This is a genomic window from Telluria sp. LT2P80 (genome assembly GCF_059685955.1).
Genome location: NZ_JCASIO010000004.1, coordinates 61,472 through 80,151, shown reverse-complemented (window position 1 = coordinate 80,151; position 18,680 = coordinate 61,472). Strand labels below are relative to the sequence as shown.

Annotated in this window: 13 protein-coding genes; 2 read left to right on the top strand and 11 right to left on the bottom strand. The window is 66.5% G+C overall.

All coding sequences use genetic code 11. The features are described 5' to 3' along the window. The first annotated feature begins 5 nt into the window (after nucleotides 1-5). Both AC56LW_RS12125 and AC56LW_RS12120 read left to right on the top strand, forming a co-directional pair. On the top strand, nucleotides 6-2,102 hold the full coding sequence (locus AC56LW_RS12125; RefSeq protein ID WP_499634583.1) for a TonB-dependent receptor: 2,097 nt from the start codon (nucleotides 6-8) through the stop codon (nucleotides 2,100-2,102). An 11-nt stretch (nucleotides 2,103-2,113) separates the two neighbouring features. Beyond that, the gene (locus AC56LW_RS12120) at nucleotides 2,114-3,559 is read left to right on the top strand and encodes a PepSY domain-containing protein (RefSeq protein ID WP_499634580.1); all 1,446 of its coding nucleotides are present in this window, start codon (nucleotides 2,114-2,116) and stop codon (nucleotides 3,557-3,559) included. Here the strand turns inward: AC56LW_RS12120 and AC56LW_RS12115 are convergent, their stop codons facing one another. The 11 genes from AC56LW_RS12115 to AC56LW_RS12065 all read right to left on the bottom strand — a co-directional run bounded on the left by AC56LW_RS12115 (nucleotide 3,560) and on the right by AC56LW_RS12065 (nucleotide 18,679). Continuing rightward, on the bottom strand, nucleotides 3,560-4,327 hold the full coding sequence (locus AC56LW_RS12115; protein ID WP_499634577.1) for a ThuA domain-containing protein: 768 nt from the start codon (nucleotides 4,325-4,327) through the stop codon (nucleotides 3,560-3,562). It lies immediately after the preceding gene. A gap of 10 nt (nucleotides 4,328-4,337) precedes the next feature. Then, on the bottom strand, nucleotides 4,338-7,367 hold the full coding sequence (locus AC56LW_RS12110) for a glycosyl hydrolase family 28-related protein (RefSeq protein WP_499634574.1): 3,030 nt from the start codon (nucleotides 7,365-7,367) through the stop codon (nucleotides 4,338-4,340). 20 nt (nucleotides 7,368-7,387) lie between these two features. Beyond that, entirely contained in the window at nucleotides 7,388-8,704 is a 1,317-nt protein-coding gene (locus AC56LW_RS12105; protein WP_499634572.1) for a gluconate:H+ symporter, read from the bottom strand. Between the two features lie 12 nt (nucleotides 8,705-8,716). Then, nucleotides 8,717-11,695: a TonB-dependent receptor domain-containing protein gene (locus AC56LW_RS12100; protein ID WP_499634569.1), complete on the bottom strand. Its 2,979-nt coding sequence runs from the start codon at nucleotides 11,693-11,695 to the stop codon at nucleotides 8,717-8,719. A gap of 97 nt (nucleotides 11,696-11,792) precedes the next feature. Further along, nucleotides 11,793-12,308: a gluconokinase gene (locus tag AC56LW_RS12095; RefSeq protein WP_499634566.1), complete on the bottom strand. Its 516-nt coding sequence runs from the start codon at nucleotides 12,306-12,308 to the stop codon at nucleotides 11,793-11,795. A gap of 284 nt (nucleotides 12,309-12,592) precedes the next feature. Further along, complete coding sequence (mnhG, locus tag AC56LW_RS12090) at nucleotides 12,593-12,967, bottom strand: monovalent cation/H(+) antiporter subunit G (protein WP_183555196.1); 375 nt, start codon at nucleotides 12,965-12,967, stop codon at nucleotides 12,593-12,595. Next, entirely contained in the window at nucleotides 12,964-13,242 is a 279-nt protein-coding gene (locus tag AC56LW_RS12085; RefSeq protein WP_183555197.1) for a K+/H+ antiporter subunit F, read from the bottom strand. The genes mnhG and AC56LW_RS12085 overlap by 4 nt, the downstream gene beginning before the upstream one ends. Then, entirely contained in the window at nucleotides 13,226-13,744 is a 519-nt protein-coding gene (locus tag AC56LW_RS12080) for a Na+/H+ antiporter subunit E (protein ID WP_332531323.1), read from the bottom strand. Before AC56LW_RS12080 ends, AC56LW_RS12085 begins: the two co-directional genes overlap by 17 nt. Further along, a complete protein-coding gene (locus AC56LW_RS12075) occupies nucleotides 13,741-15,423 on the bottom strand; it encodes a monovalent cation/H+ antiporter subunit D (RefSeq protein ID WP_332531324.1) in 1,683 nt (560 codons plus the stop codon). The genes AC56LW_RS12080 and AC56LW_RS12075 overlap by 4 nt, the downstream gene beginning before the upstream one ends. After that, entirely contained in the window at nucleotides 15,420-15,764 is a 345-nt protein-coding gene (locus AC56LW_RS12070; RefSeq protein WP_332531325.1) for a Na+/H+ antiporter subunit C, read from the bottom strand. Before AC56LW_RS12070 ends, AC56LW_RS12075 begins: the two co-directional genes overlap by 4 nt. Then, nucleotides 15,764-18,679: a monovalent cation/H+ antiporter subunit A gene (locus tag AC56LW_RS12065; protein WP_332531326.1), complete on the bottom strand. Its 2,916-nt coding sequence runs from the start codon at nucleotides 18,677-18,679 to the stop codon at nucleotides 15,764-15,766. Before AC56LW_RS12065 ends, AC56LW_RS12070 begins: the two co-directional genes overlap by 1 nt. Nucleotide 18,680 lies beyond the last annotated feature (1 nt).

The following is an 18,680-nucleotide window of genomic DNA, read 5'->3' as shown; positions in this document are numbered from 1 at the left end:
AGCAGATGATGAAAACAACCTTGTTGCGCGCGCTGCCGGCCACCATCGGCCTGCTGTGCGCCACCAGCGCCTTCGCCCAGGCCGTCCCCACCGTCACCATCCACGCCGGCGCGGGCACCGACGGCCTGGCGCTCGACCGTGCCAACAGTACCGGCAGCCGCCTGGACATCAGCACGCTCGAGCTGCCAGCCAGCGCCGAAACCCTCAGCGCCGCGACAATCGCGGCGCGCGGCGACCTGTCGGTCAAGGACGCCGTAACGCGCACCACCGGCCTGACCGACAGCAGTTCGCCCGGTAATGGCATCAGCTATTCGGCGCGCGGCTTCAATGGCAACAACTCGGTCGCGCTGCTGGAAAACGGCCAGCGCCTGCTGGTCGGTTCCGGCACGGCCACCTATCCGTCCGATCCATGGGGTTACGAGACCATCGAGGTGCTGCGCGGCCCGGGGTCGGTGGTGCATGGCAGCGGCACGACCGGCGCCATCATCAATGCCGTGCGCAAGGCCCCGCGCCGTGAAGCGTCGCTTGAAGTCATGGGCGGCGTTGGCGGTGGCCAGGCGCTGCGCGCGGGCGTGGGCGCCACCGGCGCGCTGGGCGAGCAGGGCGCATTCCGCATCGATGCCTATGCCGGTCGCAGCGACGGCTTCATCGAGCGCGGCGAAGCGCGCCACGGCAAGATCCTGACCAGCATGACCACGACGCTGGCGCCAGGTGTGACGCTGTCGGCGCAACTCGATCACGCCGAGCAGGAACCGGTACGCTACTTCGGTACGCCGCTGGTGAACGGTGGCCTGGCCAAAGCGCTGCGCGACGAGAACTACAACGCCGGCGACGCCGTGCTGCGCTACGTCGACGACAAGGCCGTCGCGCGCCTGGACTGGCAGGCTGCCCCGAACCTTGCCATCAGCAACGAGCTGGCGTACTTCAAGGCGCGCCGCGACTGGCGCAATATCGAATCGTACTCCTATGACCCGGTGCGCAACGTGGTCGACCGCAGCGACTACATCGGCATTCGCCACAACCAGGAGCAGACTGCAAACCGTCTGGAAGCGCGTTACCAGCACGGCGCGAACCAGATCGTCGCAGGCTGGGAAGTCTCGACAATCAACTTCCGGCACACGAACAATGCGCCGTACGGCGGCGCGTCGACCGTGGCGCCGACCGGCTTCGCTCCGGGCAGCTTCAGCGACGCGACCGATGCCTTCGTACCGAACTTCGCCACCGACACGCTGACGCACGCGTTCTACGTGGAAGACGCGTACCGCGTGAACGAGCGCCTTCTGCTCACGGCCGGTGCGCGCCATGACCGCTACCGGGTCGATTATCAGGACTTGCGGACTGCAAGCGGCAATCACAACGCGACGCTGCGCTCGACCGCCGTGCGTCTGGGCGCAAGCTGGAAGCTGGATCCGTCCACGTCGCTGTACGGCCAGGTCAGCACCGGCAGCGACCCGGTCACGAGCCTCCTGTCGATGAACCTGGCCAACAGCCGCTTCAAACTCACTGACGCGCGCCAGGTCGAGGCGGGCGTCAAGGGGGTGCTGGATGGCGGCGCAGCTGAATGGACTGCGGCGCTGTACCGCATCGAGAAGGACGACATCATCACGCGCGACCCGGACAACGCCGCCATCTCCAGGCAGGGCGGTTCGCAAACATCGGAGGGTGCTGAAGTCAGTGCCAGCGTGCGCCTGGCGCAGGCCTGGCGGATCGAAGGCAATCTGGCGTACACGAAGGCCGAATTCGATGCGCTGCTTGAGTCGGGCGCAGCGGGAAGCAGCATCTCGCGCGCTGGCAACCGGCCAGCCGACGTGCCGAAGCTGTCGTCGAACCTGTGGTTGACGCACCGCGCCGGCGCCTGGCGCACGAGCGCCGGCCTGCGTTACGTGGGCGAGCGCTTCATCAGCAACGCCAATACGCAAACGCTGCCGGCGTACACGACGCTGGACGCGTCGATTGGCTGGACCGTGAACCGCAACGTGCAGGTGCAGCTCAATCTGCGCAACCTGACCGACCGCCTGTATGCGATTACCGGCTACGGTCCGAGCCAGTCGCTGCTGGGTGACGAGCGGCATGCCGAGCTGACGGTCCACTGGCGCTACTGATCGGGATTGCGATGGCTTCGATGAAGCGCCAGCTGCACCTGTGGCATCGCTGGCTTGGGATCGGTATCGGCCTGCTGGTGCTGCTGTGGTTTGGCTCGGGCATCGTGATGATGTATGTCCCGTATCCCGAGCTCACTGAGGCGGAGCGCCGCACGTGGCTTGCGCCGCTCGATCCGGCGCGGGTCAAGGTGAGCGCGGATGCGGCGTGGCGCGAGACGGCATTGAAGGGCATGCCCGATGCGGTGCGCCTGAACACGGTGGCGGGCCGCCCGGCCTGGCATTTTGGCCATGACGGCACCTGGAACTCGGTATGGGCCGATGATGGCGAGGCGCTCGTGGTCGACGAGCAGGTAGCGTCGAGCAGTGCGCGTAGCGCGGCGCCGGATGCGCGCGCGCTGTCGTTCGAAGCCATCGACGTGGACCAGTGGACGTTTGGCGCGGTGCGCGTGCACCAGCCACTGCTGCGCGTCACGGCCGACGATGACGTTGGCAGCGTGGTGTATGTCTCGAGCCGCACCGGCGAATTGGTGCGCGACACGATACGCAGCGAGCGCGCCTGGAACTGGGTCGGCGCCGTCGTCCACTGGATCTACGTGACGCCGCTGCGCAAGCACAACGAAGCATGGCGCCTGGCCGTGATGTCGACGTCCGGCGTGGCGCTGCTGCTGGCCGTGACCGGCATGGTGCTGGGCATCCAGCGGCTGCGCGTGCAACGCCGTTACGCGGGCGGGCGCATGTCGCCGTACAAAGGCTGGCAGGGCTGGCATCACTGGCTGGGCCTGAGCGGCGGTGTACTCGTCATCACCTGGCTGTTCAGCGGCTGGCTGTCGGTCGGCCCGTTCGGCTTTCCATCCGACCCGGGCGCGACCGCGCAGGATCGCCTCGCGTTCGCAGGCGGGGCGCTGGGCAGCGATGACCTGGCGATCGATGCGGCCGCATTGCTGCGAGCGCATCCCGGCACGCTCGAACTGGAATGGCGCCGCGTGGGCGGCACGCTGTACCTGAGCGCCCTGGGGCGCACCGTCCGCACGCTGCTGCGCGCGCAGGATGGCGCCGTGTCCAGCGTGCTGCCGCGAGCGCTGCTGCTGCGCAGCGCACAGGCCATCCGGCCCGGCGTGGCGATGACGACGACGATGCTGAGCGATGCCGACGACTATTACTACGGCCACCATCGCGAAGCCACGTTCCCGGTGCTGCGCACACGCTTCGCGTCACCCGATGCACCGGTCTTCTATATCGACGCGGTCCACGGGCGCGTGGCCGGTTTCGTCGACCGCGATACGCGCTGGAACCGCTGGCTGTTCAACGGCATGCACCAGATAGATTTCGCGTTCCTGCGCCGCCGACCGGTGTGGGATGTGGCCGTGATTGTCCTGTGCACGCTGGGGGCTGCGTTGACGTCGACCGGGCTGGTGTTGGGGTGGAAGCGTCTGCGCAAGCGCACGCGCGTGGCGTGATCAGCGCTTCTGCCCCAACCCCGTCGCGCTCCAGTAAATCCCGCCCAGCAGATGATTCAGGTACTGCGGATCGCGGTACATCTCGCCGTTGTGCCCCAGCGTGGTGACGAACACGCGCCCCTGTTCGTGCCGGTGGTGCCAGGCGATCGGGTGGTCCTTGCCCATGCCCTTGACGGTTTGTCCCGGCCAGATCTTCGTCGTGTCGTAGCTTGACTCGTCCACGCTCAGCACCGTGTCGATCTTCACCTGATACGGATTGGTCGTGACGTAGAACTCGTCGCTCCAGATCCAGCGCGCAGGCAGGCCGAAGGTGGCGGGGAAGTTCTGGTCAACGACCGTGACCACGCCGGTCTGCAGTTTCGGGTGTGGGCCGACCGAGCGGCCCACCATCTTTTCGTACCAGACCCAGTCGTTGGGCGGCGTGATCGCGGCGCGGTGCACGACGATCGCGTTGCCCCCGGCGCGCATGTACGCCTCGAACTTCGCGCGCTGCGCCGCGTTCAGCTCTTCGCCCGGCGTGTTCAGGAACATCACGGCCGCGTATTGCGTCAGGTCGCCCTCGAACACCTGCGGCTTGTTGGTATAGGTGAGTTCGAACGCGTGCAGCTTGGCCATGCGCTCCAGGCTGTCCCGCGCAATGGGGATGTACTCGTAATGGTATTTGCCGGGCATGGCCAGCACCAGCAGCTTGAACTGGTCCTCGGCCATGCCGTCCGCTGCCGCTGCCAGCAGCAGCGCTGCGCCCAGCGCCCTGGTGATGCGTCTCATATTGGTGTCCTCAGTTGATCTGCGTTGCGTACAGCGCGTGGTGGGTCAGGATGAACAGCGTGCGCTTGTTTGCGCCGCCAAACAGCAGTTGCAGCGGGCGCTCCGGCACGTCGATGCGCCCCTTTTGCTTGCCGTCCTTGCCGTAGATGAAGACCTGGCCATTGGCCACATACACGTCGCCATTTGGCGCGACTGCCGCGCCTTCACCGCCGCGGTTGGCCACGAGCTTGAGGTCAGTGATCCCGCCGCCAGCGCCCACCACCCCGCTGAAGGTGCGGTTTTCCGAGCCGTTGGTGAACACCACGCGGCCGCCCACCGGGGCCGTGACGAAACCGTGTGTCTGCAGGGAATCGGCCCAGCGCCAGCCCAGGTGGTCCGCCGCGCCCTGGCGCAGCACGCGGTAGGCCGGCAGTGCGAGGCTGCCGTCGGGCGAGACGTATTCATTCGCTTTCGGGAGCGCCACGTCGCGGGCAAACATCTCGGCCAGTGTCGTGAATTCGTAGGTATCCGGATTGAGCTGGTCCTTGAATTCACCGTTCTGCCAAAAGTTGACGGGCACCGCGATGCGGCCACCGTTGCGCGTGGCCACCGGCGTCGGCTGGATCATCGTCATGTCCAGGCCGGGCTGGCGCGGATCGAACGCATACACGCTCGCCTGCGGGCCGTAGGACGACAGCACCATCAGGTTGCCGCTGTTGTCGATCGCCAGGTTGACCGGATCGAGCGGCGCGTCGCGCACCACGACCAGGCCTTCATCCCTGGTCCAGCTGAAGATGCGCTTCCAGTGACGGTCGACGAAGTACAGCTTGCCCTGTGCATCGACAACGCCGCCGGCGATCGAATAGAAGCCGCTTTCGAGCTTGGCCACCTTGCCGAGCGGTGCAGGCGCCTTGCGCTGCGCGCCGCTGTAGTCGAACACGGCGAACTCGCGTTCGCGCACATCGAGCTTGTTGGTCACGTCGCGGATCGCGTTCTCGTAGGCGAACTTGCTGGCGCGCAGATAGGTGGCGCAGCCGGCGTCGTCGCAGCTGGCAAAGCCGCTCTCGCCGTTCACGTGCACGTTGCGAAAGCGAATGTCGCTGGAATTGGTGACCAGGATCGCGGCCGGCATCGGCTTGTACGACCGCGTCACGCGGTAGCCGTGGTAGTTGGCAAACAGGATGTTCTTCGAGTTGCGGATCTCGACCGACACCGCGTCGGCGCCGTCGCGCACTTCTTCCTCGGTCTGCGGCGCCAAAAATTCCCAGTTCTGCACCTTGTCCAGCACGATCTCGGCGCGGATGTGGTGCTCGGCCGAGAGCTCGTAGACCTTGCCGGGCGTCGTCGTATTGGTGACGTAGAAGCCGGCCTGCGCATAGCCGCTGGGCGACCAGATGCCAGAGAACGTGCCGCCGCCGCCATCGGTCACCCAGACGCTCGGATACTGGCGGTCCCAGTGCGCCGTGGTGTCGAATCTGGCGTCCTTCTTGTACGGGTCGGCGCGGCTGCCGTCGTACAGGCGCGTGCCGTGGCCGCCCTGGATGCGCACGTCGTCCACCAGCGACTGTTCGCCCGCACGCCACAGCAGCGCCACGGCGCGGTTGTTGACTTCACCGGTGGCCAGGCCCAGACCCGAGACGATGCCGTCGCCGCCGCGCGCACTTTCCAGGAGCGCCTTCGGGCTGCCAATGCCCTGGTACTGCGGCGAGCCATTCGGAATCACGAGTTGCGTCAGGCCCGGATGCAGCGCGATGAGCACCGTGTCCGGCTTCATGCGGATCGTGTCGTTGACGACGTAAAAGCCCAGCGGCAGGTACACCGTGCGCTTGCTGTCGATGGCTTTCTGGAGCGCCGCCGTATCGTCGGTGCTGCCATCGCCCTTCGCGCCGTACTCCAGGACATTGGCCCAGTCGTTCGATGCCGGCAGCGCGCGTAGCGCACGCGTTGGCGCCGCATTGGCCGGCAGCGCCGCCGTCTTGTAGTTGGTCGAGAACTGGCCTGGCTCGCCCATCTGCCTGATGAACAGGCCGTAGTTGAATTCTTTCACGAGGTAGTCGCGGCCCTTGCCGGCCAGCGTCTTCCCACTGTCGCGAAAGCGCACGAACGTCGGCACGTTGCGGGCGCTGGCGTTTTCCATGCCGACCTGCGTGTACACATTGTTCTCGTTGCTGACGATGAGCGCGGCGCGGCTGACGTTCTCGAAGCGCACGTCCTTGCCCCACAACCAGTCGCCATAACCGCGGTTGATCTCCACGCCCACCGGCGTATTGCGGATGTCGACATTGACCAGCGTGAGGCTCGCTTCATGCTCGCGGATGGCGGCGTCGCGCTGGCCATCGAAGGTCGAATCGAGCAGCGTGAATTGCCAGGCGGGCGAGGTCTTCTCGCTCAGGATGCCGTAGCGGCCGCCGTGAAAGCGCAGGTTGTAGGCCACGTTGCCCACCTGGTAGACCCCCGCCAGCCCTGAGCCGATATGGAAATCGATGTGGCTCAGGTTCGAGTGCTGCGCCGTGTGCATGCGCACGGCGGCGGCGGCCGGGTTGCCGTCCTTGATCTCGAAGTCGACGTTCGACAGCGCCGAATAGAAGGTCGATGAATTCGCGTTGCGTACCGCCTTGCCGTCTTCAGCACTGAACGGCACGGCGCTCGGCACCGGCATCGGCACCTTGCCCACGCTGTACTGGTCGCCGCCGGTGAAGATCACCATGTTCGCGACGCCTTTCTGGAAACCGGGCGTGTTCTCGGCCAGCACGAACACGGGGCGTGTCGGCCCGACGCCATACACGCGCACCGCCAGCGGAATCAGGATCGAGCGCGTGACGCGGTAACGCCCGGACGGCAGGAACACCACGCCGCCCTGGCCGCCGTTGGCCGCGCTGTTGATCGCCGCCTGCAGCGCGGCGCTGTCGTCGGTGACGCCGTCACCAGTGGCGCGCACGACGATCGCGCGCGGGTCGACCGGCATGGCGGGGTAGGCCGACGGCGACGCGGCGGATGCGGTGGCGGAGAGGAATAGCAAAAACGCGAGGGCGCGCGACAGTACAAACAGCCTGGTCATCATGGTGGTTTCCTTGAAACGGATCACAGCGATAGAAGTTGGGACAGCAGCAGGACGAACAGCAGGCCGAAGACACCGACCAGTGTTTCCATCAGCGTCCAGGAGCGGAACGTGTCCTGCAGCGACAGACCAAAATATTCCTTGAACATCCAGAAGCCGGAGTCGTTGACATGGCTGCACATCAGGCTTCCGGCGCCGATGGCCAGTACCATCAGGTTCGGGTCGACGCCCGAACTGTGGACGAGCGGGGCGACGATGCCGCCGGCCGTCACGCCGGCCACGGTGGCCGAGCCCAGGCAGATGCGGATCACGGTCGCCACCAGCCAGCCCAGCACCAGCGGAGACACCGGCAAGCCGGAGAGCAGCGCGCCGAGATCGGCGCTCACGCCCGATTCCACCAGCACCTGCTTGAGCGCGCCAGCACCGGCGATGATCAGGAGGATCGGTGCGATCTCGCGCATCGCCTCGGCCGGGCCCTGCATCACGGTGACGAACGAGCGGCCCTGCGCCAGGCCAAGCGAGACGATCGCTACGGCATACGACACGAGCATCACGACCAGCGGATTGGCAAAGAACGCCAGCACGCCATCGAGGTCAGGCCGCGCCATCGTCAGCAGCGTCGTCGCGCCCAGCAGCAGCACGGGCAGCAGCGCGGTGGCGAAGCTGTTGAACGCGCCGGGCAGCTGCGCTATCGGCGCCTGCTGGCTCTCCTGGAAGATGGCGGCCGGTTTGGCCTCGATGCGCGTGAGCGTCATGGCGAACACCGGGCCGGCGATGATCAACGTCGGCACCGCCACCAGGATCCCGTACAGCAGCGTGGTGCCCATGTCGGCGTGGATCGCGGCCACCAGCGCCACCGGCGACGGGTGCGGCGGCAGGAAGCCGTGCGCGATCGACAGGCCCGCCAGCAGCGGGATTGCGAGCGCCACGGCCGGCCGTCCCGAGCTGTAGACGAGCGAGAAGATCAGCGGTACCAGCAGCACGAAGCCGACGTTGTAGTACAGCGGGATGCCGACCACGAAGCCGGTGATCGTCAACGCGATCGGCAGGCGGCGCGGCCCCAGCGCATCGACCAGGCAAGTGGCGATGCGGCGCGCCGCGCCACTGTCGGCGATCAGTTTGCCGAACACGGCGCCCAGGCAGATGATCACCACCAGGGAGCCAAGCAGGTCGCCGATGCCTTTTTCGATGGCGCCGGGGATGCGCGCCAGCGGCACCCCCAGCAGCAGCGCCGCCAGCAGCGACGCCGCCACGAAGGCCAGCAGGGGCTGGACCTTGCCCCACGCGATCAGCAGCGTGAGCAGGCCCACCGCCAGCAGTACCGAGACGATATCGAGCATGCAGGCGGCCGGTCAGAAGCCGTAGCGCAGGCCGGCCCGGTACGTGCGCCCGACCACGTCATACAGCGCCGGGTTGATGCCGTAGCTGGCATTGGTCTGCGGCGCCGGTTCCGGGTCCTTGTCGGCCAGGTTGTCGATCTTGAAGTACAGCTGCAACTGCTTGGACACGTTGTAGCTGCCGCCCAGGTCGAAGTAGGTCGCGCCCTTCATCCGGTTGTCGTAGATGGTCGGGTGGATCAGCGTCGACACCGGGCAACCGGTCTGGCACTCGATGAAGTCGTTGCGGTAGGTGCCATCACTGACCCAGCGCTCGGTCAGCGTCAGACTGAGCTTGTCGTGCTCCCAGGTTTGCTGCGCCAGCACCTTCCACTTCGGCGTGTTGCCCATGTTCGAGCCGGCTGCGTCCACCGGGATCGTGCCGACCACGCCCGTGTCGGTGATGAAGTGCAGGTTGCGCGTGCCCAGCGCGCGGAACGTGAAGCGTCCCGGCAGGTTCACTCGTTCGAGTCCTGTTCTGTACGAGGTCTCGATATCGAAGCCCTTGGTCTGCAGTGAAGCGAGGTTGAAGTTCTGCACCGTGACGTAGTTGTTGCCCGGGTTGTTGAGCACCATCGCAGCGCAGATTTCCTGGTTGCCGGCCACGCACAGGTCGACTTCCTGCTGGATCGTCAGCGCGGCGATCACGCCCTTGACCTTGATGTCGAAGTAGTCGAGCGACACCGAGAAGCCGGGCGCCCACGTCGGCTGGCTCAGGACGATGCCGAACGAATTGTTGCGCGCGATTTCGGGCCGCAGCGCCGTGTTGCCGACGGTGCGCTCCTGCACGCTGATCGTGTTGCCCTGGTACTGGACCACGTTGTTGACCACCACCGGCGCGGCATACAGCTCGCTCAGGTTCGGTGCGCGTACGTCCTTCGACGTCACGCCGCGCAGGCGCAAGCCGTCGACCGGTGTTTGCCAGGTAGCGCCCATCTTCCAGCTGCCCACGCTGCCGGCGGTGCTGTACTTGGTTTCGCGGTCGGCCAGGTTCAGGTTCGCTTCGCCCCAGGTGGCCGATTTCAGCAGCGGGATGTTCAGCTCCACGTAGGCTTCACGGACGTTGTAGCTGCCGTCGCCATTGTGGAAGTTACCGGCGTACCAGTTGTTGCCGACCGTGGTGTCGAGCAGCGGGTCGACCGGATACATGGCGTTGTTCGGCGAAGCGGGCGTGACGCCGTTGCCGTACGCATCGCCGCGCACGCGGTACTTCTCGCGCCGGTATTCGGCGCCCGTGGCGACCGAGACCGGGCCCGCCCAGCCTTCGAACAATTCACCATTGACGTTGAAGCTGCCGACGTCCTGGCTTTGGGTGGTGCGCTGGCGCGGACCGTTTTCTGGTGCGATGTAGGCCCAGGCGGCCGGATCGACGGCGTTGTTGCCGATGATATTCAGCGGCACGCAGCCCGAGGCGGCAGCCACCGGATTGCGGCAGACGATCTGCCCGTTCGGCGCCCGCACGGCGTCGATCGCGGCGTTGTAGCGGCGGTTGATCGTCATGTTGTTCGCATCGAGATTGGTCTTGTTCTCGCCATGCGTGACGTACGCGTCATACCCCCATGACTTGCCGAACAGGTCGAACCGGCCTTCGGCGCCGATGACGAAGCGGCGCTGGGTGCGGGTCGGCTGCACGTCGATGTTTTCGGGGAAGATCGCGTTCGCGGTGCCGTACTGGAAGCTCGTGATGTTGTTCTGCGCGCAGGCGGCCAGGATCGACGCCGGCAGGAACGGGTTCGAGCACTGGATGGTCAGGTTGGCGTTCTTGGCCGCGCCTGGGTTGGGCGAGAAGCGCGAGGCGACCTGGCCGTAGTTGGCGGTGAAGTAGACCTGGTTGTTCGCATCGAGATCGTACGAGACGCGGGTGTAGGCCACCTGGCGCTTGAAGTTCATGGCCAGGTTGGTGCCCGAGCCCACGCTGCCGCTCAAGTCGCCGCCGATGCAGAACGGATTGACGCAGCCGGTGACGGCGCCCGTGCCGGTGGGCCGGCCATTGGAGCCATACTGGAACTGGTACGGCACGCCGCCGTCGCCAAATGCGGTGCCCTGCAGCGGGCCGTTCGTGATCAGGCCGTATTTCGAATACTGGTACTGCTGCGCGTTCGAGATCACGCGGTATTGCGGCAAGCCGTCGCCGGTCTGGCTCAGGGGGCGCACCGAATAGGCCGGGTTCTGGTACCAGGTGCGGCCGTTCGGCCCCACGCCGCCGATGCCGGGCGATTCAATGCCATTTTCTTTCGTGAACTCGCCGCTGGCCGTCACGTGCAGGCGGTTGTCGAGGAAGGCCCGGCCCCAGGCTGCCTGCACCGTGGCGCCGCGGTCGTCGTCGTACTTGGTCTGGCCCAGCTGGACGTTGGACTTGAAGCCGGTGAAGGTTTTATCGGTGACGAAATTGACGACGCCGCCCACGGCGTCCGAGCCGTACGAGGCCGAGGCGCCGCCGGTGACCACGTCGACGCGCTTGACCAAGAGTTGCGGGAACTGGCTGACGTCGGTCACGCCCGTGACGTTGGCGCCGACGACGCGTTGGCCGTCGAGCAGCGTCAGGGTCCGGATCGTGCCCAGGCCGCGCAGGCTCAGGGAGCTCAGGCCCTGGATGCCGCTGCTGGTGCTGTTGGTGCTGGTCGTGCGGCCGGTGCTGCCCTGCAGCGCCGGCAGTTCGGTCAGCGTGTTGAACAGGTTCGGCTTGGCCGCCTTTTCGAGGTCGGCCGCGCTCAGGCTGGTGGTGGGCGTCGGCTGCGAGAAGCCGCGCGCGGCGATGCGCGAGCCCGAGATGCGCACCACGGACGTGGAGGCCGGTTCTGCCGCTGCCGGCGTGGCCTCCGGCGCGGTGGCCTCGGGTGTGATGTCGGTGGCAGGCTCGGTCTGCGCCTGCTGGGCGTGGGCGGCGGCGCCGACCATCCAGCAGGCGCTGGCCACGGCCAGGCTGATGAGAGTGCGTTGAACGGGTGTGCGCATGATGGTTGTCTCCTCGATGCTCGTTGGATGAAAGCGCGCCGCCTCTATGGGTGGGTGGCTGCGCCTGCTGGCAAATCGGTAAAGGCTGCGCTGATGGTCAAGTGCTGGCCGTGATGCGTTCCACCAGCGCTTGCGGCGCCAGCGTGATGTCGAGGGTCAGGCCGGCTTCGTCGGGCAGCAGTGGCTCGAGGATCCGCAGCTGGCTCTCGAGCAGCGATGGCGGCATGTAGTGGCCGGGGCGGCTTGTCATGCGCGTGGCGATCAGCTCGCGCGGGCCGGCCAGATGGACGAAGCGCAGGGCAGGATCGGCGTCGCGCAGCAGGTCGCGGTAGCGCCGCTTCAGCGATGAGCAGGACAGCACCAGGCCATGACCCTGTTCGCGCGCTGTGCGGATTTCGCCGGCCAGACTGGCGAGCCAGCCGGCGCGGTCATCGTCGTCGAGCGGGATGCCGGCGCTCATCTTGCTGACGTTGGCGGGCGGATGATAGGCATCGCCTTCAAGGAACGGGACGCCGTCATGGGCGGCCAGCAAGGCCCCCACCGTGCTCTTGCCCGATCCGCTGACCCCCATGACAACCCAGCGCAGGGCCGGGGATGTGCTGCTTGCCGACATCGTATCTCCTCAATTCGTTAGCGCTAACATCGCGCTTTTTTCAGTGTTGTCGAGGTGATGAAATTTGTAAACCAGATATCGATGTTGCAACGCAATGCAATCCGGCGGGGCAGCGTGGGTGTCTCGCAGGAAATTTCGAGATCGCTCGGGGCTGCTGACTGGACGCGCGAGGGCGTAACTTGATAGCGCTATCATTGCTGCGATGCGCCAACGTCATGACAGGAGTGTTGTATTTACTCTACGGGAGAGGCAGGCCGGGGCGCGTATCGGCCCCGGCCCGTGACTTATTCTTCGTCGACGATCGAGTAGACGTCGCCGGCGGTGGCGCCGGCATCGGGCCGGCGGGCCCGCAGATCGCGGTAGACGGCGGCGCGCATGATCATCATCGACACCACGGGCGCCGTGAGCAGGATGAACAGCGTGATGATCACTTCATGCACGACGGGACGGGATTGCGCGACCGTGAAGTACAGCATGGAGGCCAGCAGCAGGCTGCCGGCGCCGATCGTGACCGTGATGGCCGGGCCGTGGATGCGCTGGTAGAAGGTGCGCAGGCGCAGCAGGCCCAGCGCGCCGATCAGCACGATGCTCGCGCCCACGATCAACAGCAGCGAGACGACGAGGGCGGCCCAGTCGGGCAAGTGTTCGATGCCATTCATTCGATGATCTCCCCGCGCATCAGGAACTTGGCGATTGCGATGGTCGAAACGAAGCCGACCAGCACGATGAGCATCGCCACCTCAAAATAGATTTGCGTGCCGAAGCGGATACCGAGCACCAGCGCGAGCAGCATGCCGCACATCCACAGGGTATCGAGCGCCAGCACGCGGTCGTGGGCCGAGGGCCCGATCAGCAGGCGTATGGCGCACAGCAGCATTGCCGCCATGGCGCACACGAGGGCGTAGCCGATCGACAGTTCAAGCAGGGTCGCCATGGGGGCCTTTCTTCTCGAAGATTTCAATCAGGGGTTGCTCGTAGCGGGTCTGGATGGTGTCGATCCACCAGGCCGCATCGTGCAGGTCGAACACGTGCAGGACCAGCTCATGGGTGTCGGGCTGGATCTCGGTCCATACCGTGCCCGGCGTCATGTTGATCAGGCACGACAGCGCGGCCAGGCCGTACTCGTCGCGCATCGTCAGCGGCACGCGGATGAATTCCGACTTCAGGTTGGCGTAATCGGCAAACAGGATCACGCGGCTGACGTTGAAGCACGAGCGCACGACCTCGACCGAGGCGAAGCCGAGCAGGCGCAGCGCCACGACGGGTGCGCGCATGCGCGGGTAGCCGAGCGGGTTGAGATGCCGCGTCAGGATCGGCGCGGCGATGCCGAGCAGGGCGCCGAGCAGGACATGGCCCGGGTAGAACGTCTGGTTCAGCAGCAGCCACAGGCCGCACAGCAGCAGCGAGACGACGGGGTGGGGGAGCCAGCGCTTCATGGCGCCTCCGGTGTCAGGTTGAGGGTAGGCGCGGGCGATGAGGCCGGCCCGGGCAGGGTCGGTTCGGACAGCACGCGGCCGATATAGGTTGCCGGGCGATGGATCGCGTCGCTGGCGCGTGCCAGGTAGCCAAACAGCGCGTTGGCCTGGATCGTCATCCCGATCGCCAGTCCCAGCAGGAAGATAATCGGCATCACTTCGGTGCGGTGCAGCTTGGGCGGCACCAGCACGCCGCTGGCCCAGAAGGTGCGCACACCGAAGCGCATCATCGAGATCACGGCGATCAGGCCCGACAGCACGATCAGCGCGATCAGCACCCAGCCGGCGGTCGGGATCGTCGTCGGCCCCGTCATGACGCCGTTTGCGGCCGTGGCCACGACCTGCGGATGGAGCACCGCATGGAACATGCCGAACTTGGCGATGAAGCCCGGCAGCGGTGGGAGCCCGGCGATCATCAGCGCGCACGCGGCAAAGGCCAGCGACAGGAATGCCATCACGGCCGGCACACCGCGCCCGACCGGTTCGGCCGGTGCGTCTTCGACCGCGTAGGCTTCCATGGTCAGCGCCAGCATGGCCGAGCGCGGCGTGCGGATGCGGTCGATCAGCTCGATCAACAGCAGGAACGCAGCCACTGCGAGCGTCGAGCCGATCAGGTAGTAGATGCCGGCCGTGACCAGATTCGGCTGGCCGTAACCGATCACCGCCAGCAGCGTGCCGGACGAGATGATCGCCGCGTAACCCGCCATGCGTCCGGCCGTGTCGGTCGAGAGCATGCCGGCGGCGCCGAACACGATGGTGGCCATGCCGCCATACAGCAGCGCATCCTGGCCGAATCCGGCGGCGGCGCCGGCGTCGTCCGAGAAGATCAGCAGCCACAGGCGCAGCACGACATACGCGCCGACCTTGGTCATCAGCACCAGCATGGCCGCGACCGGCGGCGATGCGGCAGCGTAGGTGGTCGGTAGCCAGAAGCCCAGCGGCCACATCGCGCTCTTGGTCAGGAAGGTCAGCGCCATCATCGTCGCGCCGATCTTGAACAGCGCCAGGTCGTCGCCCGCCAGCAGCGGCACGCGGCCCGCCACATCGGCCATGTTCAGCGTGCCCGTGGTCGCGTAGATCAGCGCCAGGCCGAGCAGGAACAGCAGGGCGGCGGCCAGGTTGATCGCGATGTACTGCATGCTGGCGCGGATGCGCTCGGCGTTATACCCGTGCAGCACCAGGCCATACGAGGCGGCCAGCATCACTTCGAAGAACACGAACAGGTTGAACAGGTCGTGCGTCAGGAACGCGCCGTTGATGCCCATCAGCAGGAACTGGAACAGCGTGTGGAAGTGCACGCCGATCCGGCCCCAGCGCTGTTTGGTGAAGTGCAGCGAGGCCAGGCCCAGCAGGGCGGTCAGCAGCAGCATGATGCTGCTCAGGCGATCGGCCAGCAGCGCGATGCCGAACGGCGCACTCCAGTTGCCGGCCAGGTAGATGCCCATGCCATCTTGCCAGGCGCCGCCGTCGGTCAGGTGGACCAGCGCCAGCGCGTTGGCCACGAGGCCCAGGATCGACGCGTAGCTGAGCCAGAACTTCAGGCGGTGCCAGCCCTGCGTGAGCGGGGCCAGTGCGGCGCCGACCAGCAGCGGCAGTATTACCGGCACCAGGATCAGGTGCTGTGTCCAGTGCAGACTCATAAATCGGGCTCCTGGCCGTCAACGTGGTCGGTGCCGGTCAGACCGCGCGAACCGATCATCACCACCAGGTACAGGGCGGTGGTGGCAAAGCCGATCACGATCGCGGTCAACACCAAAGCCTGTGGCAGCGGGTCGGCCAGGATGGCCGGATTGGGCAGCGTGCCGGCCGGGGTAAGCGGCGGCGCATCGACCCACAGGCGGCCCATCGCGAAGATGAACAGGTTGACGGCGTACGACATCAGCATCAGGCCGCACAGCACCTGGAAGCTGCGCGGACGCAGGACAAGCCAGATGCCGGAGGCGAACACGATGCCGATGGCAAGCGAAAGAACAAGCTCCATCAGAGGATCTCCTTGGCAGGTGGAATGGTGACGCGCGTGGCGTCGGCGGCCAGGCGGTGGCTGCGCAGCGACTGGTGGGCCAGCGCGACGAGCGTGAGCATGGTCGAACCCACGACGACCAGGAACACGCCCACGTCGAACATGAATGCGCTCGGCGCGTGCAGTTCACCCAGCAGCGGCAGGTCGAGGTGGGCCGTGTGGCTGGTCAGGAACGGGTAGCCAAGGAACCAGGCGCCGATGCCGGTGAAGCAGGCGCAGAACAGGCCCCACGAAATCCAGCGGTGCGGGCGCAGGCGCAGGTGCGATTCGACCCAGTCGGTGCCGGCGACCATGTACTGCACGATCAGCGCGGTGGCAAAAATCAGGCCGGCGACGAAGCCGCCGCCGGGCAGATTGTGGCCGCGCATGAAGAAGTAGGCGGCCATCACGCCCATCACCGGCAGCAGCAGGCGCAGGTAGACGGCCGGGATCATCAGGTAGCCGTGGCGTGCCTGCGCAGCCGGCGCCTGATCCTTGGTCGGATCGACGTCGCTGGCCTGCTGGACGGGAATCGCGATCGATTCGGTGGCCGGGCGGAAGCGGCGCAGCAGTGCGTACACGGTCAGCGCCACGGCCGACAGCACGGTCACTTCGCCCAGCGTATCGAAACCGCGGAAGTCGACCAGCAGCACGTTGACGACGTTCGAGCCACCGCCTTCGGTCAGGGCGCGCAGCACGAAGAATTCGCCGATCGACGGCGGCGGGGTGCGCATCAGCACCGCGTAGCTGGCCGCGGCGATGCCCAGGCCGCCGCCGACGGCGATCAGGCTGTCGCGCGAGCGCCGGAACCAGGTGCTTGGCGGCGCCTTGGTCAATTTGAGGACCTTCGGCACGAGGCGCGGCGGCAGCCAGCGCAGGCCGAGCAGGATCAGCACCGTGGTTACGGTTTCGACCATCAGCTGGGTCAGTGCAAGGTCGGGCGCCGACAGCCACACGAAGGTGATCGCGGTGACGATGCCGGTGCCGCCAACCATGCTCAGTGCCGCCAGGCGGTGGTACTTGGCCTTGTAGGCCGCGCCGGCAGCGCAGGCGGCGCCGATCAGCCACAGCACGGCGAACAGCGGTTCGATATTCAGCAGGTTCACGGGCGGCAGGCTGAACCACGGATCGACCAGCAGCAGCGGCACGACGATCATGAACGACATCAGCACCAGGAGCTGCGGCTGCAGGCGCCGGGTGCCGGTCAGGCGGATGATCCAGGTCGCGCCCAGCGACAGCGCCAGCATTGTGCTCTCGTAGGCTTGCGCGCCTTTCAGGCGGTGCAGCACCGGTACCCGCGTGCGTTCGCGCAGGTCGTGGCGGCGCAGCAGCACCCAGTACAGCAGGGCGCCCAGCACCAGGGCCGCGCCGCTCATCCCGAGCGCCAGGTTGAAGCCGTGCCAGATCGCCAGGTCGTAGGCCGGCATGGCCGCGCCCAGCACGGAGCTCGAGGCAACGGCCAGGATGTCGCCCACCACGCGCTCGGGCATCACGCCCACGGCGATGCACAGCACCACCAGGCATTCGACCGGGAAGCGCATCCAGCGCACCGGCTCGTGCGGCTCTTTCGGCAGGTCCTTGGCCAGCTGGCCGAAGAACACGCTGATGAAGCGCAGCGAATAGGCCACGCTGAAGATGCCCATCGCGACTGCCGCATACGACATCGTCCAGTCTTCGCTGCCGCCCACGTGTGCGGTCTCGGCAAAGAACATCTCTTTCGACAGGAAGCCGTTCATCAGCGGTACGCCGGCCATCGAGGCCGACGCGACGATCGCCAGCGCGGCGGTGACGGGCATCGCGCGGCGCAGGCCGCGCAGCACGCGCATGTCGCGGGTGCCCGTCTCGTGGTCGATGATGCCCACAGCCATGAACAGCGAGGCCTTGAAGATCGCGTGGTTCATCACGTGGAAGATGGCCGCCACCACTGACAGCGGCGTGCCGATGCCCAGCAACACCGTGATCAGGCCCAGGTGGCTGATGGTTGAGTAGGCCAGCAACCCCTTCATGTCGTTCTGGAAGATCGCGAACAGGGATCCCAGCAGCAGCGTGATGACGCCGGCCCCGCCGATCAGCCAGGTCCATTCGGGCGTACCGCCCAGCGCCGGCCACAGGCGAATCAGCAGGAACACGCCGGCCTTGACCATCGTGGCCGAGTGCAGATAGGCCGATACGGGCGTCGGCGCAGCCATCGCGTGCGGCAGCCAGAAGTGGAACGGGAACTGCGCGCTCTTGGTCAGCGCGCCCAGCGCCACCAGGATCAGGGCCGGCAGGTACAGCGAATGGGCGCGGATCTGGTCGCCGGCGGCGAGCACCGCATCGAGCTCGTAGCTGCCGACGATGTGGCCGAGGATCAGCACGCCGGTTAGCAGGCACAGGCCGCCGGCGGTGGTGACGGTGAACGCCATGCGCGCGCCGCGGCGGGCGTCGTTGCTGTCCTGCCAGTAGCCGATCAACAGGAAGGACGTGAGGCTGGTGAGTTCCCAGAACACCACCAGCTGGATCAGGTTGCCGGACAGGACCACGCCCATCATCGAACCCATGAATGCCAGCATGTAGGCATAGAAGCGCGCCACCGGATCTTGCTTGGACATGTAGTAGCGCGCGTACAGGATCACCAGGAGGCCAATGCCGAGCACCATGATCGAGAACAGCCAGGCCAGGCCGTCCATGCGCACGATGAAGTCCAGGCCGAACAGCGGCAGCCACTCATAACGCTCCAGTACCACCTGGCCGGCGCCGAGTTCGTCGAATTTGGAGATGGCGATGATGAGCGCTGCCAGGGTGAACACACCGGCAGCGGCGGCGGGCCTGTTGCGCGAGGTGTTGGGCAGGCAGGCGGAAATGATGGCGCCCGCGAAGGGGAGAAGGACGAGGAGGATCAGTGGCAGTGAGGTCATC

Excerpts from the sequence above, each read along its gene's own strand:
- AC56LW_RS12125 (WP_499634583.1), top strand. The coding sequence starts at position 6 with ATGATGAAAACAACCTTGTTGCGCGCGCTGCCGGCCACCATCGGCCTG.
- AC56LW_RS12065 (WP_332531326.1), bottom strand. The coding sequence starts at position 18,679 with ATGACCTCACTGCCACTGATCCTCCTCGTCCTTCTCCCCTTCGCGGGC.
- AC56LW_RS12085 (WP_183555197.1), bottom strand. The coding sequence starts at position 13,242 with ATGGCGACCCTGCTTGAACTGTCGATCGGCTACGCCCTCGTGTGCGCC.
- AC56LW_RS12120 (WP_499634580.1), top strand. The coding sequence starts at position 2,114 with ATGGCTTCGATGAAGCGCCAGCTGCACCTGTGGCATCGCTGGCTTGGG.
- mnhG (WP_183555196.1), bottom strand. The coding sequence starts at position 12,967 with ATGAATGGCATCGAACACTTGCCCGACTGGGCCGCCCTCGTCGTCTCG.
- AC56LW_RS12075 (WP_332531324.1), bottom strand. The coding sequence starts at position 15,423 with ATGAGTCTGCACTGGACACAGCACCTGATCCTGGTGCCGGTAATACTG.
- AC56LW_RS12115 (WP_499634577.1), bottom strand. The coding sequence starts at position 4,327 with ATGAGACGCATCACCAGGGCGCTGGGCGCAGCGCTGCTGCTGGCAGCG.
- AC56LW_RS12095 (WP_499634566.1), bottom strand. The coding sequence starts at position 12,308 with ATGTCGGCAAGCAGCACATCCCCGGCCCTGCGCTGGGTTGTCATGGGG.
- AC56LW_RS12070 (WP_332531325.1), bottom strand. The coding sequence starts at position 15,764 with ATGGAGCTTGTTCTTTCGCTTGCCATCGGCATCGTGTTCGCCTCCGGC.
- AC56LW_RS12100 (WP_499634569.1), bottom strand. The coding sequence starts at position 11,695 with ATGCGCACACCCGTTCAACGCACTCTCATCAGCCTGGCCGTGGCCAGC.
- AC56LW_RS12105 (WP_499634572.1), bottom strand. The coding sequence starts at position 8,704 with ATGCTCGATATCGTCTCGGTACTGCTGGCGGTGGGCCTGCTCACGCTG.
- AC56LW_RS12110 (WP_499634574.1), bottom strand. The coding sequence starts at position 7,367 with ATGATGACCAGGCTGTTTGTACTGTCGCGCGCCCTCGCGTTTTTGCTA.
- AC56LW_RS12080 (WP_332531323.1), bottom strand. The coding sequence starts at position 13,744 with ATGAAGCGCTGGCTCCCCCACCCCGTCGTCTCGCTGCTGCTGTGCGGC.